Raw genomic sequence first — 15,630 nt, forward strand, 5'->3', positions numbered from 1 at the left:
CGGTCAGGGCGTGAGCAGGGCTGCGAGTTGGCGTTTCCAGGTGCTGAGCAGGGCGGTGCGGCGGGCCGAGTCGTCGGTGAGCAGGTTGGCCACCCCGAGCCCGCGCAGCAGGTCGAGGGTGGCCTGCACGGCCTCCCGGACGCCGGGACGGCGCTCGTCGACGCCGAGCAGGGCGACGGTCAGCCGGTGCATCTCCCGGCCCACCCGGGCCTCCAGCGGCACCAGGGCGCCCCGCAACTCGGCGTCGGTGCGGGCGGCGACCCACAGTTCGAGGGCGGCGACGAAGAGCGGCCCGGTGAACGCCACGCCGAGCAGGTCGACCACCCGGTCGAGCCGCTGCGGCCCGGCGGGCAGCGTCTCGGCCTCGATGCGCAGCTCCTCGGCCCGGCGCTCGGCGAGGTGCGCGACCGCAGCGGTGACCAGGGCGGCCTTCGTGGGGTAGTGGTGCAGCTGGGCGCCCCGGGAGACGCCGGCCCGGGCCGCCACCACGGTGGTGGTCGTGCCGGACCAGCCGTGCTCGACGAGGCACTCGACGGTCGCCTCCAGCAACCGGGCCTGGGTGGCGCGGCTGCGCTCCTGCTGAGGGACGCGGGTCGATGCGACGGTCACGGGGACAGCGTGCCGCCGCAGAAACAAACAGTCAAGCCTGACTTTTTCTCGCCCCCGGAGCGTCGCCGCGTATTCGCCGCGCACCCGCACCCGCACCCGCTCGCCCGCGCACCTGGACTGTCCGCCCGCGCAACCGCCCGTGTGCTCGCCCGCGCATCCGGTAGGCCGGGCGGTCGTTGGCCGAGCTGCGGTACGGCAGGGGAATCGACATACACACGTGGGCCGACCGTGACCCGTGCTCCGCTCCCTATGGAGCTGCCCGCATGAACGGGGCACTCCAGGGCGGGGTGGTGGCGGGTGTGGGGCTGCCCGTATGAGCGGCGAACTTCAGGGCGGGGTGGTGGCGGGTGTAGGGCTGTCCGCATGAGCGGGGCAGCCCAGGGCCGGGTGGTGGCGGGGCGGCAGGGGGCGGGGCGCGTCTGCTCCGGGTCGCGTTGCCGGCTGGGCGCGTGGGCGGGGCAGCTCCATAGTGCCCGCGAGGTGGTGTCTCCTCCGCGCGGTTGCGAGAGCGGAGCGAGTAGCGGAAAGCGAGAAGCGCGCGGGGCAGGGCGGGACGGACACCCGTTGGCCGCGGCCGGTGGTCGCCACCCCTCCCCGGGCGGCTCGGTGCGGGGCAGACGGCTCGGTGCGGTAAGACGGCTCGGTGCGGTGAGACGGCTCAAGCGAGGCAGGCGGCTTGGGCCGGGCATCCCGGCGTGGGTCGCGCGGGCGGCGGGTGCTGGGTCAGGTGTCGGGTCAGCGGCCGTCACGGGGGCCGAAAACGGCGAGCGCGTCGGCGTCGCTGTGCCGGGAGCGTAGGTACTCGTCGGCCCACGCGGCGGCGTCCGGGAAGCCCGACTCCGCCGCCACCCGGGTGCACGCGGCGTCGACGTCGAACGCCGTACGCCGCAGCTGAACCCCGGGTCCGAGCAGCGCCCAGTCCGCGCCGGGGCCGCCGTACGGCATGCCGATGCTGCCCGGGTTGACCACCAGGCGGCGGTCGACCAGTCGGGCGAACGGCATGTGGGTGTGCCCGCAGACCACCGTGCGGACCTCGGCCGGGACCCCGGCGAGGACCTCCGCCCAGCGGGCCAGCCGGGAGTCGACGAGGACGACCTCCTCGTCGTCGCGGGGCGTGGCGTGGCAGAAGAGCACCTCGCCCAGCCCGGCTACCGGCAGGGTGACCGTCAGCGGGAGCCCGGCCAGCCGGGCGACCTGGTCCTCGCGGAGCTGTTCAGCGGCCCAGTTCGACACGTCGATCTTGGATGGTGTGCCGGCCCGCGCCTCGACCAGTTCCCGGTCGGCGTTGCCGCCCACCCAGCGGACCCGGTCACCGAGCCCGGCCAGCAAATCCAGCACCTCGACGGGCTGGGGGCCGGCGGCGATGTCGCCGGTGAGCACGATCAGGTCGGCGGCGGCGACGTCCGGCTCGGCCAGCACCGCCTCCAGCGGGGCCAGCGCGCCGTGGATGTCGGACAGGACTGCGACATGTTCCAGCATCGCCCCACCGTCTCGCCCGCCGGCCGTGCCGTCCAGCGATTCTGCCCCGGGCAGACAGGACCGGGACGGGACGGGACGGGACGGGACGGGGCAGGGCCGAGCGGGCGCGGTCAGACGCGGGCGCGGCGGGCCAGGCGCTCCGGGTCCAGGATGATGATGCTCTTGCCGTCCAGCCGCAGCCAGCCGCGCGAGGCGAAGTCGGCGAGCGCCTTGTTGACGGTCTCCCGGGAGGCGCCGACGAGCTGGGCGATCTCCTCCTGGGTCAGGTCGTGGGTCACCCGCAGCACGCCGCCGTCGCGGGTGCCGAACCGGCCGGCCATCTGGAGCAGGTTCTTCGCGACCCGTCCCGGCACGTCGGTGAAGATCAGGTCGGCCAGCGAGTCGTTCGTCCGGCGCAGCCGGCGGGCCAGCACCCGCAGCAGCTGTTCGGCGATCTCGGGCCGGTTGTTGAGCCACGGCCGCAGGGCCTGCTTGCGCAGCCGCACCAGCCGGGTGTCGGTCACCGCGGTGGCCGTGGCCGTCCGGGGGCCCGGGTCGAAGAGCGACAGCTCGCCGACCATGTCCGATGGGCCCATCACGGCGATCAGGTTCTGTCGACCGTCGGCGGCACGCCGCCCGACCTTGATCTTGCCGGACAGGAGGATGTAGAGGCTGTCGCCGGGCTCGCCCTCGTTGAACACGACCTCGCCCTTGCGGACCTCGATCGTCTCCATCTCCTTGGCGAGCGCCTCGGCAGCCTCCGGGTCGACCCCCTGGAAGATCCCGCTACGCGCCAGTACCTCGTCCATCGCGCACCTCCGCCTACGCGTGCCGTCCGTCGGCCGGGTCCGCCGTCCGCTGATCCCTCACGCTCGGCCAGTCTAGGCGCACGTGAGCGGTAATCAGAGGTGCACCCCTGGAATCTTGATCGTTGGATGTAACCTGCCCGCCCTGATCAACCACTATGATCCTCGGTCCGGCGTCCCCCGGCCGCCCTCGACGCGCCCGGGACGTAGGGTCTGCGGCGTGCTGACCGAGCCGACCATGACCACCCGCCACGAGGACGGGTGGGACGTGCCGCTGCTCGTCTGGCGCGCCGACCGGCCGCTGCTCGCGGTCAGCTCCGCGCCGCTCGGCGGCGGGATAGGCGTACGGGACTGGGTGGTCAACGCGACCGTGCCGATGTCGTACCACCGGGACGACCCGGCCGAGCACCTGGCCGAACTGGCCGGCCAGCTCGGCCTGGACGGGCCCGGCGTCGGGCTGCTGACCGGGGTCGACGTCGCCGAGGTGATCGCCCGGACCGACACCGGGGTGCGGGTCTGGGCCACGGTCGGGCTGGGCACCCCGCTCCAGGCAGCCGAGCCCGCTCCCGCCGAGGCCGGGGCGCGGGTCGGCACCGTCAACATCGTGGTCCAGGTGCCCGCCCGGCTCGGCGACGCCGCGTTGGTCAACGCGGTGGCCACCGTGACCGAGGCGAAGGTGCAGGCGATCCGGGAGCTGGGGCTGGCGGCCACCGGCACCCCCACGGACGCGGTCACCGTGCTCTGCCCGGTCGACGGGGCCCCGGCCGCGTACGGCGGGCCCCGCTCCACCTGGGGGGCACCGCTGGCCCGGGCCGTGCACGCCGCCGTGCTGGCCGGCGGGGTGGGTCTCGTGGTCCCGTGGTCGCAACGACGTACGGCCTGAAGTCCGACCGATCGGCCATCGTCAGCGCGTTGTCCGCGCGGTAGGGTCGCGGGCGATGTATGCTGCCGCCCCCTCCGGAATCCGCTCGCGTCGACGGGTCACGCCCGCCCTCGGCCTGCTGCTCACCGCGCTGCTCGCCGCCGGCTGCGCGCAACCCGGCGACGAGCCGGTCTGGCAACCCGGGACCGGGGGCGGCAAAACCAGCACGGCCGGTGCCCCGACCCCGACCCCGGCCGGCACGCCGAAGGGCGAGGCGAAGAGCGTCTCGCTCTCCGCCACCGGCGACATCATCATGGGCAACGCGCCGAACCGGCTCCCGCCGGGCGGCGGGAAGGGGTTCTTCGACTCGGTCAAGGACGCCCTCGCCGCCGACCTTGTGATGGGCAACCTGGAGGAGCCGCTGACGGTGGACACCGGCACCGGCAAGTGCGGGGCCAACTCGACCCGGTGCTTCCAGTTCCGCGCCCCGCCGGAGTACGCCGCCCACCTGCGCGACGCCGGGTTCGAGCTGCTCAACCAGGCCAACAACCACGGGTACGACTACGGCCCCAAGGGCTACCAGAACACCCAGCGGGCGTTGGAGAAGCACGACCTGGCGCACACCGGCGCGCCCGACCAGATCACCGTGGTCGAGGTCGAGGGCGTCAAGATCGCCGTGGCCGGCTTCTCGTCGTACGTCTGGTCCAACAGCCTGGTCGACATCGACGCTGCCCGCGCGGTGGTCAAGAAGGCCGCCACCATGGCCGACCTGGTCGTGGTGCAGGTGCACATGGGCGGCGAGGGAGCCGACAAGACCCGGGTCCGGCCGGGCACCGAGATGTTCCTCGGCGAGAACCGGGGCGACCCGGTGAAGTTCTCGCACGCCATGATCGACGCCGGGGCGGACCTCATCGTCGGCCACGGCCCGCACGTGCTGCGCGGCATGGAGTTCTACCAGGGCCGGCTGATCGCCTACAGCCTCGGCAACTTCGCCGGCGGCGGCAACTCGCTGAGCAACAACGGCCGGCTGGGCTGGGGCGGCGTGCTCAAGGTGTCGCTCAAGCCGGACGGAAGCTTCGCCGGAGGATCGTTCGCCTCGACGTACATGAACTCGATCGGCAAGCCGACCATGGACCCGGACGACCGGGGCCTCGGCCTGATCAAGCAGCTCACCCGGACGGACTTCCCGCAGACCGGCGCCCGGTTCGACGACAAGGGCCGCATCACCGAGGGGTGACCGGGCGCGTCACCCGCCCGGGTGACCCGGCCGCACCCGGCGCAGGGGCGACGCGCCGCCCGTGCGCGCGCGACGAGCCGTCACCGGGTCGACGTAGGCTTTCCGTCGTGACCACCAGTCCCCCCGGAGCCGCCGAGACCGCACTCGGCCGCACGCGCCGCGCCCGGAAGATCGGCCGGGTGCTGACCGAGACCCACCCCGACGCGCACTGCGAGCTGGACCACGCCAACCCGCTGGAGCTTGCCGTCGCCACGATCCTGTCCGCGCAGTGCACGGACAAGAAGGTCAACGAGGTCACCCCGAAGCTGTTCGGCCGGTACCCGACGGCAGCCGACTACGCCGGCGCCGACCGGGCCGAGCTGGAGGAGCTGATCCGGCCCACCGGCTTCTACCGGAACAAGACCGACTCGCTGATCAAGCTGGGCCGGGGCCTCGTCGAGCGGTACGACGGCCGGGTGCCGGGGAAGCTCGTCGACCTGGTCACGCTGCCCGGGATCGGCCGCAAGACCGCCAACGTCATCCTCGGCAACGCCTTCGACGTCCCCGGCATCACCGTCGACACCCACTTCCAGCGGCTGGTGCACCGCTGGCGGCTGACCGACGAGACCGACCCCGTCAAAATCGAGCACGCGATCGGCGCGATGTACCCGAAGCGCGACTGGACGATGCTGTCGCACCGGATCATCTTCCACGGCCGGCGGGTCTGCCACGCCCGCAAGCCGGCCTGCGGGGCCTGCACCCTGGCAAAGCTCTGCCCGTCGTACGGCACGGGGCCTACCGAGCCCGCCCTCGCCGCGAAGCTGCTCAAGGGCCCCCGGGCGCGGGACCTGGCCGCCGCCGCGGGCGTCGACCCGGAGCTGGTGCCGCAGCAGGCGGTCGTGGCGGAGGCGCCGTGAAGCGCCGCCTCGCCGCCCTGCTCCTGCCGCTGGCCCTGCTCGCCGCCGGCTGCACGGCCTCGGCCGGCGACCCCGCGCCGCCCGACCCCCGGAAGAACACCCGGCCGTCGCCGTTCGCCGCCTGCGCGGCCCTGACCGCGCCGCCGGCCATGGCGACCCCGACGCCGACCGCGTCCGGAGCCGTGCCGTCCGGGGCCGGTGCTGCCCCGGCCGGCGGGTCGGTGCTGCCCGAGTTGACGCTGCCCTGCTTCACCGGCGGTGACCCGGTCGCGCTGCGGGACGTCCGGGGGCCGGCCGTGATCAACCTGTGGGCGTCCTGGTGCCCGCCCTGCCGCAAGGAGCTGCCCGCCTTCCAGCGGCTCAGCGAGCGCGGGGCCGGCCGGCTCCACGTGCTCGGGGTGAACGCCCGGGACGGCCGGGACGCGGCCCAGTCGATCGGCGAGGACTTCGGCATCCGCTTCCCGGTCCTGTTCGACCAGGGCGACAGCCTGAGCCGGGGGCTCAACCGCAACACCATCCCGCTGACCGTGTTCGTCGACGCCGACGGCCGGGTCCGGCACGTCGACACCTCCGGCGCGCTGGACGACGCCCGCCTCGCCGAGCTGGTCCGCGAGCACCTGGGGCTGGTGGTGCCCGCGTGACCCGGCAGCCCCCGCCCTGGATCGACCCGCTGCTGGCCCGGCTCGGCAGCGCGCGGGCCGAGGACTTCACCCGGATCGCCACCCCGAGCAGCGGCGGTCGGGAGAGCGCCGTGCTGGTGCTGCTGGCCGAGGAGCCGGGGGCCGGCCCGGACGTGCTGGTTCTCCAGCGCGCCGCGACCCTGCGCAACCACGCCGGGCAGCCGGCCTTCCCCGGCGGGGCGGCCGACCCGACCGACGCCGACTCCGCCGCCACCGCGCTGCGCGAGGCCAACGAGGAGGTCGACCTCGACCCGGCCAGCGTCACCGTGCTGGCCGAGCTGCCGAAGCTGTGGATCCCGGTCAGCGACTTCGTCGTGACGCCGGTGCTCGGCTGGTGGCACCGACCGCACCCGGTGCACCCCCGGGAACCGGCCGAGGTCGCGCACGTCGCCCGGCTGCCGGTCGCCGAACTCGTCGACCCGGCCAACCGCATGCGGGTACGCCACCCGAGCGGCTGGATCGGCCCGGCCTTCTCGGTGCGCGGCATGGTGGTCTGGGGCTTCACCGCCGGGGTGCTCGCCACCCTGCTGGAGATGGGCGGCTGGTCCCGACCCTGGCCGCGCGACCGGGTCATGGACCTGCCGCCCACCGGTGCCGCCCCGGCGCCGTCGGCCGGCACCGACTCCGTCGACGAGATGGCCGGCCCGCTCACCTGACGTCATGTTCCGCGAGCGGCGGTCCGCCGCCGAGCCCGGTGCCCGTACCCTTGGGGCGTGTCCGCCGTGGATCTCGTCCTGCTACTGCTCATGCTCGTGTTCGCGATCAGCGGATACCGTCAGGGCTTCGTCATCGGGGTGCTGTCGTTCTCCGGCTTCTTCGTGGGCGCCCTGGTCGGACTCCAGGCCGGCCCGCTGCTGGCCCGCCAGTTCGCGGACAGCGGCGCCCGCGTACTGATCTCCCTCGTCGCGATCTTCGGGCTGGCCGTGGTGGGCCAGGCGCTGGCCGGTTGGGTCGGCTCCCACCTGCGCCAGACGATCACCAGCGACGTCGGCAGGCGGGCCGACGACATCGGCGGGGCGCTCGTCTCGCTCGTCGCGGTCATGCTGGTGGCCTGGCTGGTGGCCGTGCCGCTGGGCTCGTCGTCGCTGCCCTGGCTCGCCTCCTCGGTGCGCAACAGCGCGCTGCTCACCGTGGTCGACCGGGTGCTGCCGGACAAGGCGCAGGAGTTGTCCAACGCGCTGCGGGACACGGTCGACACGAACGGCTTCCCGGACGTCTTCGGTGACCTCGCGCCCACCCGGGCCCGGCAGGTCGATCCGCCCGACCCGGCGCTCGCCGGCTCCCAGGTGGTCGCCAACGGCCGGCGCTCGGTGGTCAAGGTGCTGGGCTCCGCGCCGAGTTGCGCCCGCCGCATCGAGGGCTCCGGCTTCGTGTACGCCGACGACCGGGTGATGACCAACGCGCACGTGGTGGCCGGCACCCGGTCGGTGGCCGTGGAGCTGGACGGCAACCGGTACGACGGAGAGGTCGTGGTCTACGACCCCGACCGGGATCTGGCCGTGCTGCGGGTGCCGGGCCTGCCCGGCCCGTCCCTGCGCTTCGCCGCAGGCAACGCGGGCAGCGGGGCGGACGCGGTCGTGCTGGGCTTCCCGCTGGACGGGCCGTACAACGCCCAGTCGGCCCGGGTGCGGGACGTCGACCGGATCACCGGTCCGGACATCTACTCCTCGGGCGACGTCACCCGGGAGATCTACACGATCCGGGCGCTGGTCCGCAGCGGCAACTCCGGCGGCCCGCTGCTCTCCTCGAACGGCCTGGTGCTCGGGGTGATCTTCGCGGCGGCGGCGGACGACCCGAACACCGGCTTCGCGGTGACCGCGGCCGAGGCCCGCCCGGTGGCGCTGGCCGGCGCCGAGCGCACCCGCGCCGTCGGCACCGGTGACTGCACCTGACGCGGCCCCACCCGGTCAGGCAGCGGGGACCTTGACCGTCCGGCCGGCGGCGGGCAGCTTCTCCCGGCCCCACCGCACCCCGCGGTCCAGCACCGCCCGCGCCATGATCAGCACACAGGTGCCGCCGTTGAGGAACGACGCCACCACGTCGCTCGGGTGGTGCATGCCCCGGTACATCCGGGTCAGCGCGACGCCGACGGGCACCAGCACCAGCAGCGTCCACCAGGCGACCTTCGCCGGGGTGCTGCGCGCCCGCAGGGCCAGCAGCACCGCGATGCCGACGTAGAGCGCCACCGCGGCCGAGGTGTGCCCGGACGGGAAGCTGGAGGTGGGCGGGGAAGCGTCCATGTGCTCGACCGCCGGGCGGCGGCGGTCGATGGCCATCGTGGTCAGCAGGAAGATTAGGGCCTGCGCGCTGACCGCCGCGCACAGGAAGACCGGTTCCCGCCAGCGGTGCAGCACCAACCGCAGGACCACCGCCACGATCGCGGTGACCAGCACGATGGCCTGGGTGCTGGCCAGCGTGCTGAACACCAGCGAGACGTTGTTCCAGACCTCCGTGCGGTCGGCGGCCAGCTCACGGTTGACCGCGTCCTCGACGGTGAACGGCCAGGTGCGCTCGAACACCCGGGTGACGAGCACCCCGAGCAGCACCATGACGGAGAGCAGCAGGCCCACGGGGAGCAGCACCCGCTTGAGGCTTTGAACCAGCACACCGGACATGGCCCCGCCAGTACCCGACCTGGTCGCCCGCTACGCCTGCCCGCCGCCCGGGCCCGGCCGGCTTGCCCCGTCTGCCAGTTCGGGCTCGACGCCCTCCGTCGCCGGGTGCGACGGGCGGCGGCCCGTGCGGGCCCGCCAGGTGCGGAAGGCGGCCGTCGTGGCGGCCACCGTCGCAGCGCCCAGCAGCCAGCCGCCGACCACGTCGCTGGTCCAGTGCACGCCCAGCGCCACCCGGCTCACCCCGGTCAGGCCGGCGACCACGACGGCGGCGGCCCACAGCGCCCACCGTGCGGCGGGGCGCTCCCGGGCGTACGGGAGGAAGATCAGCATTAGCACCCCGGCGGCCAGGGTGGCGTTCAGCGCGTGCCCGGAGGGGAACGAGTAGCCGGCGGCCCGGGCCACCGGGTCGAGCAGGTCCGGCCGGTCCCGGCCGACCAGCAGCTTGAGCAGCGCGTTGAGCAGCCCGCCCACGGCCATCGTGGTGACCGCCCACCAGGCCAGCCGCGGGGCGTGCCGGGTGAACAGCCACACCACCACGGCGAGCACGGCGACCCGCAGCGGGCCGGGGCCGAAGGCGTGGGTCCACACGGTCATGAATCCCACCCAGCCGGGATGGTCGACGGCATACCCGTGCAGGGCGTGGGTCACCGAGGCGTCCAGCCGGTGCAGCGGTGCCCAGGAACCCAGCACCAGCAGGGCGAGCAGGGCGAACGGCACCAGGACCAGGAAGGCCGCGCCGGCGGCGAGGGTGAGCCGCAGCCCCAGTGACCGGTCCTGGTCGAGGCGGCGGGCCCGCCACGACGGGGACGTTGACCCGGGGGTGTGCTGACCGGACGTGCTCATGCCACATCCCTACCCGGCCGGGTGCCGGATCAGACCGACCAGCGCCGAGGGAACTCGACGGCGGCCATTGGTCAGCGGACCGACCGGCGGAGGCGACGGCCCACCAGCACGGCCCCGGCGGCCAGGGCGGCGGAGACGGCGACGCTCGTCCAGAGCCGTTCCGGGTCGGAGCCGTCCGACCCGCCGGCCGGCCGGGCCGTCCAACGGGTCTGCTGGCGGGGCGCGGTGAAGCCGAGCGGGTCCGCGCCGGCTCCGGCGACCGGCTCCTCCTCGGTGGTGCCGGGTGCCGGACCGAAGCCCACCACGCCCGGGGAGGAGTGGTCGTCGAGCGGGTTGCGCCGCACCGACGGCACGTCTGCGGTGAGCGCGGCGACCGGGTCGACCATGCCGTACCCGAAGCGGTCGTCGCGGCCGGCGGGCCCGATGTCCCGCGCGGTGCTGATCAGGCGGTTCACCACCTCACCTGCGGACATCTGCGGCCAGCGGGCCCGGACCAGGGCGGCGGTGGCGGCGACGAGCGGGGTCGCGAAGCTGGTGCCCTGCACCCGCCAGTACCCGCCCGGCCGGGCCCCGACCAGGCCGGTGGCCGGCGCGGTGAGGATCGTGGCGTGGCCGGTGATCGAGCCGGACCAGAGGTTGTCGCTGGCGCGTTCCAGGCCGGCGACGGCGATCACGCCCGGCTCCCGGGCCGGGTACCAGACCTTGGTGTCGGAGGACGCGGCCAGGTTGCCGGTGCAGGCGACCACCACCACGTCCCGGGCGAACGCGTAGTCCAGCGCCGCTGCCAGGGCGGGGCTGTCGCCGCCACCGCCGAGGGACAGGTTGATCACCCGGGCGCCGTTGTCCACGGCCCAACGGACCCCCTTGGCGACGATCATCGCGTCGTCGTACCGGTTCTCGTCGTCGAGGACCCGCACCGGGAGGATCTTCGCGTCGGGGGCCAGCCCGACCGCGCCGCGTTTGTCGTCGTCGCGCCCGGCGATCAGGCCGGCCACCGTCGTGCCGTGCCCGACCGGGTCCGGGCCGTCGTCGGTGTCGCCGTCGTCGACCAGGTCGATGCCGGGCAGCACCTGACCGGCCAGGTCCGGGTGCGAACCGTCCACCCCGGAGTCGATCACCGCCACGGTGACGCCGCGCCCGGTCGAGGTGCGCCAGGCGGTCGACGCCCGCAGCTCGTCGAGCTGCCACTGCTCGTCGCGGACCTGGTCGACCCGGGCCGGCGTGTCCACCGGCGACACCCGCCAGGGCGTTGCCCCTACCGGCGGCGCGGCGAGCGGGGCGTGGCGGGCGGGTGCGGCGTGGCGGGCCGGCGCGGCGAGCGCCGACGGCGGAACCGGACCGATGAGCGACACCGCGAGTGCCGTCGCGCCGAGCAGCGCGTGGCGGGTGAGCCGTCGCGCCGCGGTCGAACAGCCCTGCCGATCCCCAGTCACATTCCCAGCCATTCATCGCGGCGGACACATGCTGCTCGGAGATTACCGGTTTTCCCCTCCGCCACACGCCGATCCCGCAACAGGTCACCGGAACGCTGCCGGCCCGGGGCGGTGCTGGCGTTCACTGCGGAGGGAGATGGGCGAGCTGGACCAGGCGTACGCCCTCCCGCCGGGTCACCAGCCGGGCCCGTCCGGGCGGGAGCGGGCCGGGCCGGACCTGGCCGACCAGCGGCCCCTCGTCCGGGCTGCCGGCCATCACCAGGCCGGGGGCGGACAGCTCGCGCAGCCGTTGGAGGAACTGGTCGTAGCCGCGGGTCGCGCCGCCGGCGCGGCGGGCCAGCACCAGGTGCAGGCCGATGTCCCGGGCCTGCGGCAGGTACTCCTCCAGCGCGCGCAGCGGGTTGACCGGCCCGCTGGCGACCAGGTCGTAGTCGTCGACCAGCACGAACAGTTCCGGCCCCGACCACCACGACCGCTCCCGCAGCTGTGCCGGGGTGATGTCCGAGCCGGGCAGCCGGCGCTGCATGTACCCGGCGGCCGCCTCGACCAGGTCGACGGTGCGGGCGGCGTCGGTGCCGTAGCCGATCTCGTGCTCCGTGTCGATGGCGCCGAGCAGGCTGCGCCGGTAGTCCACCAGGATCACCCGGGCCTGGTCGGGGGTGAACCGGCCCACGACGGTGGCGGCCAGCGCCCGCAGGAACGACGACTTGCCGCACTCGGCGTCCCCGAAGACCAACAGGTGCGGTTCGGTGGCGAAGTCGAGCACCACCGGACGCAGGTCCGCCTCGGCGATCCCGACCGGCAGCGCCAGCCCGGTCGTGCCGGCCAGGTCCAGCTCCGCGTACGGCAGCACCGGCGGGAGCAGCCGGACCCGGGGCGCGACCGGCCCGGTCCACGCCCCGGCGACCGCCTTCACCAGCGTGGCGGTCTCCCCGTCCGCCCCGGCCAGCCGGGGCAGCGCGGTGAGGAAGTGCAGGCCCTCACCGGTGATGCCCCGGCCGGGCGTCTCCTCCGGCACGCCCGCCGCAGCCGCCCGCCGGACCAGCAGCGAGTCCGACGGGTCGCCGAGCCGCAGCTCCAGTCGGGAGCCGAACAGGTCCCGGACGGCGGGGCGGAAGTCCGTCCAGCGCAGCGAGCCGGCCACCACGTGCAACCCGTACGACAGGCCCCGGGTGGCCAGCTCGGTGACCAGCGGCTCCAGGTCGTCGTACTCGGCGCGCAGGGCGCCCCAGCCGTCGACCACCAGGAACACGTCGCCGAACGGGTCGGTGGTCGGCTGGCCGGCGACGGCGAGGGCGGCCCGCCGCTGCCGGTACGCCGCCATCGACTCCACCCCCAGCGCGGCGAAGCGGCGCTCCCGGTCGGCCAGCAGGGTGGCCATCTCACCGACGGTGCGCCGCACGGCGGTCGGGTCGGTCCGGCCGGACACCCCGCCGACGTGCGGCAGGTCGCGCAGCGCGGCCAGCCCGCCGCCGCCGAAGTCCAGGCAGTACACCTGCGCCTCGACGGGCGTGTGGGTCAGCGCCAGCGCGAGAACCAGCGTGCGTAGCAGGCCCGACTTGCCGCTCTGCGGGCCGCCGACCACGCCGACGTGCCCGGCCGAGCCGCCGAGAGCCAGCCAGAGCAGGTCGCGACGCTGCTCGAACGGCTTGTCGACGACGGCCACCGGCACCTGGAGTGCGCCGTGCAGCTCCGGGTTGGCGGAGCCCAGCCCCCGCGCCGGGTCGGCGCCGACCGGCCCGAGCAGCTCGTCGAGGGTGGGTGCGTCGCCCAGCGGTGCCAGCCACACCTGGTGGGCCGGCGGGCCCTGCCCGGCCAGCCGCCCCACCAGCACGTCGAGCAGGCTCGCGGCGCCGGTGTCCGCCTCGGCGGCGGCCGTCGGGGCGGGGACGGCCGGCTCCGACACCGGCACCGCATGGGTGGAGAAGGCGAGCAGGCGGGGCACGCCGGCCCCGCCGCGCCCCGCCGCGCCGTCGGGGCGACGCAGCGCCCCGGAAACGTACGCGGCCTTGAAGCGCACCAGCGGCTCGGTGCCGAAGCGCAGGTAGCCGTGCCCCGGCGAGCGGGGCAGCTCGTGCGCGTCGGGCACCCCGAGGACCGTCCGCGACTCCAGCGCCGAGAAGGTGCGCAACCCGATCCGGTACGACAGGTGGGTGTCAAGGCCGCGCAGCCGCCCCTCCTCCAGCCGCTGACTGGCCAGCAGCAGGTGCACCCCCAGCGACCGGCCCAGGCGGCCGATCTGCACGAACAGGTCGATGAAGTCCGGCTTGGCCGAGAGCAGCTCGGAGAATTCGTCGCAGATCAGCAGGAGCGACGGCAGCGGGGCCAGCGGATTGCCGGCGGCCCGGGCCCGCTCGTAGTCGCGCAGGCTGGCGAAGTTCCCGGCCCGGCGCAGCAGCTCCTGGCGGCGGACCAGCTCCCCGTTGATGGCGTCGACCATCCGGTCCACCAGCGGCAGCGCGTCGGCCAGGTTGGTGATCACCGCGGCGGTGTGCGGCAGCCGGTCGAACGAGGCGAAGGTGGCCCCGCCCTTGAAGTCGACCAGGACGAAGTTGAGCTGCTCGGAGCTGTGCGTGGCGGCCAGCCCGAGGACCAGGGTGCGCAGCAGCTCGGACTTGCCGGAGCCGGTCGCCCCGATCAGCAGCCCGTGCGGGCCCATCCCGTCCTGGGCGGACTCCTTGAGGTCCAGCTCGATCGCCCCGCCGTCGGTGCCCACCCCGATCGGCACCCGTAGCCGGTCGCGGGCCGACCGGGGCCCCCAGCCCTGCTCGGCGCTGAAGCCGGCCGGGTCGCCGATGCCGAGCAGCTCGGGCAGGCCCAGCTCGGCGTTGACCGGGGCGTCCGGCCCGCGTACGGCGGTGGCCAGCCGCAGCGGGGCCAGCCGGCGGGCGACCGCCTCCGCGTCGGCGGACGCCAGCCGGTCGGCGGCGCCCACCTCGGCGTGCCCCTCGACGGAGTGCGAGTCCAGCCGGCCGCCGCGCAGGTCGAGCAGGAGGGCGTACCGGTCGAGCAGGCGCGGCGGCGGGGTGTCCAGGTCGACGATGGTGACCGCGTCGATACCGCCGTCGCCGACCAGGTCGGTGGCGCCGGTGAGGTCGCCGCCGTCGAGCACCACCACGACGTGCGGGCCGTCGGTGGCCGGGCCGGCCGGGCTGAACCGGGACCGGCTGGCCAGCACGTCGTCGAGGAGCCGTTCCAGCTCGGGTGCGGAGCTGGTGACCAGGCGGACCGGGCCGACGGCGTCGACGCGGGTGGGGTGATGGGCGTGCGGCAGCCACTTCACCCACTCCCAGAGGGCTCGCCGCTCCGGGCCGGCGCAGACCGCGACCAGCAGTTCGTCCGGGGCGTGGAAGACCGCGAGCTGGGTGAGCACGGCCCGGGCCAGGGCCTGGGCGTCGGGCGAACCGGTGTCGGGCCGCACGCGCCCGTCGGCGCCCCGGACGGCCGACTCGCCCCGGAGGTAGACCCGGGCGAAGCTGCGCAGCGACAGCGCCACGGGCAGGTCCGGCACCACCGAGTACGCGTCCAGGAACCGGCGCAGCGCGCCGGCGGTCATCGGCTCCAGCTCCTCCAACGGTCGGGTGACCGGCGGGACCAGCGGGGTGGCCAGGGTCTGCGGGCCGAGGCCCACCCGGACCACGGCGAAGTCCGGGTCGGCCGGCCGGCGCTCCCAGATCCGGTGGCTGTCCACGGTCGACCAGAGTCGGCCCGGGTCGGGGTGCCGGTAGTGCAGCCCGGCCCGTTGCTGCCCGGCGGTCCGCCTGACCCGGCGGCGCAACGCGGTGAGGTGCCGCAGGTACTCCCGCCGGGCGGCCATCATCTCCGACTTCTTCGGGGTGCCGGAGGCGCTGCCCCACGAGGTCACCAGCATCGCCACGGAGGACAGCCCGAACATCCCCCCGACCACGTACGAGTAGGCCCCGCCGCCCCGGCCGAACATCATCGCCATCGCGACCGTCCCGCCCAGCATGGGCAGCACCATCAGCGCCTGCTGCCAGCGGCCGCCGGTGACGGCGGGGATCTCCGGCGGCGCCTCGACGGGCAGCTCGCCGACCGGGATCTCCGGCGCGGGACGCCGGGGCGGTCGCTTGATGACGACAGTGGACACACGCCCTCCCCAGAGCGCTCGGTAACCCGAGCCTGGCTCATCGTAGGTAAAGTCCTGTCGTCCGCGCAGCCGCCATCCCCCTC

General features: G+C 74.9%; 13 protein-coding genes. 6 read left to right on the forward strand and 7 right to left on the reverse strand.

The features are described 5' to 3' along the window. Positions 1–3: 3 nt before the first annotated feature. From OG559_RS13655 to OG559_RS13665, 3 genes are all read right to left on the reverse strand, one after another. Positions 4–609, reverse strand: coding sequence for a TetR/AcrR family transcriptional regulator (locus OG559_RS13655; RefSeq protein WP_405115698.1), 606 nt, complete (start codon positions 607–609; stop codon positions 4–6). A 735-nt stretch (positions 610–1,344) separates the two neighbouring features. After that, on the reverse strand, positions 1,345–2,088 hold the full coding sequence (locus OG559_RS13660; protein WP_396670628.1) for a metallophosphoesterase family protein: 744 nt from the start codon (positions 2,086–2,088) through the stop codon (positions 1,345–1,347). Positions 2,089–2,198: 110 nt separating this feature from the next. Beyond that, the gene (locus OG559_RS13665; protein ID WP_007073398.1) at positions 2,199–2,876 is read right to left on the reverse strand and encodes a Crp/Fnr family transcriptional regulator; all 678 of its coding nucleotides are present in this window, start codon (positions 2,874–2,876) and stop codon (positions 2,199–2,201) included. A 217-nt stretch (positions 2,877–3,093) separates the two neighbouring features. On the opposite strand from OG559_RS13665, the gene OG559_RS13670 reads away from it, so the two are divergent. From OG559_RS13670 to OG559_RS13695, 6 genes are all read left to right on the forward strand, one after another. Further along, entirely contained in the window at positions 3,094–3,756 is a 663-nt protein-coding gene (locus OG559_RS13670) for an adenosylcobinamide amidohydrolase (RefSeq protein WP_405115701.1), read from the forward strand. Positions 3,757–3,811: 55 nt separating this feature from the next. Next, positions 3,812–4,972, forward strand: coding sequence for a CapA family protein (locus tag OG559_RS13675; RefSeq protein ID WP_405115703.1), 1,161 nt, complete (start codon positions 3,812–3,814; stop codon positions 4,970–4,972). A gap of 107 nt (positions 4,973–5,079) precedes the next feature. Further along, entirely contained in the window at positions 5,080–5,868 is a 789-nt protein-coding gene (nth, locus tag OG559_RS13680) for an endonuclease III (protein ID WP_405115705.1), read from the forward strand. Next, a complete protein-coding gene (locus tag OG559_RS13685) occupies positions 5,865–6,509 on the forward strand; it encodes a TlpA family protein disulfide reductase (protein ID WP_405115707.1) in 645 nt (214 codons plus the stop codon). The genes nth and OG559_RS13685 overlap by 4 nt, the downstream gene beginning before the upstream one ends. Further along, complete coding sequence (locus OG559_RS13690) at positions 6,506–7,204, forward strand: NUDIX hydrolase (protein WP_405115709.1); 699 nt, start codon at positions 6,506–6,508, stop codon at positions 7,202–7,204. Before OG559_RS13685 ends, OG559_RS13690 begins: the two co-directional genes overlap by 4 nt. A 57-nt stretch (positions 7,205–7,261) precedes the next feature. Beyond that, positions 7,262–8,440, forward strand: coding sequence for a MarP family serine protease (locus tag OG559_RS13695; protein WP_396670622.1), 1,179 nt, complete (start codon positions 7,262–7,264; stop codon positions 8,438–8,440). A 15-nt stretch (positions 8,441–8,455) separates the two neighbouring features. Here the strand turns inward: OG559_RS13695 and OG559_RS13700 are convergent, their stop codons facing one another. The 4 genes from OG559_RS13700 to eccCa form a co-directional block, all read right to left on the reverse strand. Continuing rightward, positions 8,456–9,163 carry a phosphatase PAP2 family protein gene (locus tag OG559_RS13700; protein ID WP_405115711.1) on the reverse strand — a complete coding sequence of 236 codons (708 nt, stop codon included), beginning with the start codon at positions 9,161–9,163 and terminating at the stop codon, positions 8,456–8,458. Between the two features lie 30 nt (positions 9,164–9,193). After that, the gene (locus OG559_RS13705) at positions 9,194–10,006 is read right to left on the reverse strand and encodes a phosphatase PAP2 family protein (protein ID WP_405115713.1); all 813 of its coding nucleotides are present in this window, start codon (positions 10,004–10,006) and stop codon (positions 9,194–9,196) included. A gap of 71 nt (positions 10,007–10,077) precedes the next feature. After that, the gene (gene mycP, locus OG559_RS13710; protein ID WP_405115715.1) at positions 10,078–11,451 is read right to left on the reverse strand and encodes a type VII secretion-associated serine protease mycosin; all 1,374 of its coding nucleotides are present in this window, start codon (positions 11,449–11,451) and stop codon (positions 10,078–10,080) included. 109 nt (positions 11,452–11,560) lie between these two features. After that, on the reverse strand, positions 11,561–15,547 hold the full coding sequence (gene eccCa, locus OG559_RS13715) for a type VII secretion protein EccCa (protein ID WP_405115717.1): 3,987 nt from the start codon (positions 15,545–15,547) through the stop codon (positions 11,561–11,563). Positions 15,548–15,630 lie beyond the last annotated feature (83 nt).

It is taken from the genome of Micromonospora sp. NBC_01405 (assembly GCF_045040155.1).
Taxonomy (GTDB): Bacteria; Actinomycetota; Actinomycetes; order Mycobacteriales; family Micromonosporaceae; genus Micromonospora.

What these genes read in the sequence shown, in the direction of transcription:
- OG559_RS13660 (WP_396670628.1), bottom strand. Translation starts at nt 2,088, where the DNA reads ATGCTGGAACATGTCGCAGTCCTGTCCGACATCCACGGCGCGCTGGCC.
- OG559_RS13665 (WP_007073398.1), bottom strand. Translation starts at nt 2,876, where the DNA reads ATGGACGAGGTACTGGCGCGTAGCGGGATCTTCCAGGGGGTCGACCCG.
- OG559_RS13675 (WP_405115703.1), top strand. Translation starts at nt 3,812, where the DNA reads ATGTATGCTGCCGCCCCCTCCGGAATCCGCTCGCGTCGACGGGTCACG.
- OG559_RS13700 (WP_405115711.1), bottom strand. Translation starts at nt 9,163, where the DNA reads ATGTCCGGTGTGCTGGTTCAAAGCCTCAAGCGGGTGCTGCTCCCCGTG.
- OG559_RS13705 (WP_405115713.1), bottom strand. Translation starts at nt 10,006, where the DNA reads ATGAGCACGTCCGGTCAGCACACCCCCGGGTCAACGTCCCCGTCGTGG.
- mycP (WP_405115715.1), bottom strand. Translation starts at nt 11,451, where the DNA reads ATGGCTGGGAATGTGACTGGGGATCGGCAGGGCTGTTCGACCGCGGCG.